Below are 613 nucleotides of genomic sequence, written 5' to 3' on the forward strand. Positions count from 1 at the left end.
GTAGAAAAATTTGAATATTTTTTTGCAGTTTTGTTCGTCAGTTTTTTAATTTTAATAACGAATAAATGTAGAGTGACTGTAAATGTAGCGTGACTGTAAATGTGGTACAACAGCATTTTGCATCTAAAGCACGTAAGATATTAGCGGAATACATGATGTTTTCACGTCGAATACATCAAGTAATTTAGAGAGTATGGTTATGAAAAAGCGTCGTAAAACGGCATTAGGTGAGGATGTAGTATCACCATTGCAACAGCGTCGACTACTTTCAGGACCGCTCGTGTTTTTATTTATGGTTTTTGTAGTTACCGTTGGTTCAATTGAATGCATTTCAACAGTTAGAAATTATGCGTTAAGCTTGTCGGAGCTTCATGCACTTCAGCGTGAAGAAAGTGATTTACGTGAACAAAAGCGTACGTTGGATAATAATATTGACCGATGGAAAGACAAAGCATACGTTACCGCTCAAGCTAGAGATCGCCTCGGCTTTATTTTTCCTGGTGAGCAGGCTGTTCGTGTAGAGCATCCTGAGGCAGTAACTGGAAAAGTTCCGAATGAATTTGCTCAAGAAAATAGCGAAACTAAGACTCATTCCTGTCTCTTATACACATCT

Source organism: Gardnerella sp. 30-4 (genome assembly GCF_001641215.1).
Lineage (GTDB): Bacteria > Actinomycetota > Actinomycetes > Actinomycetales > Bifidobacteriaceae > Bifidobacterium > Bifidobacterium leopoldii.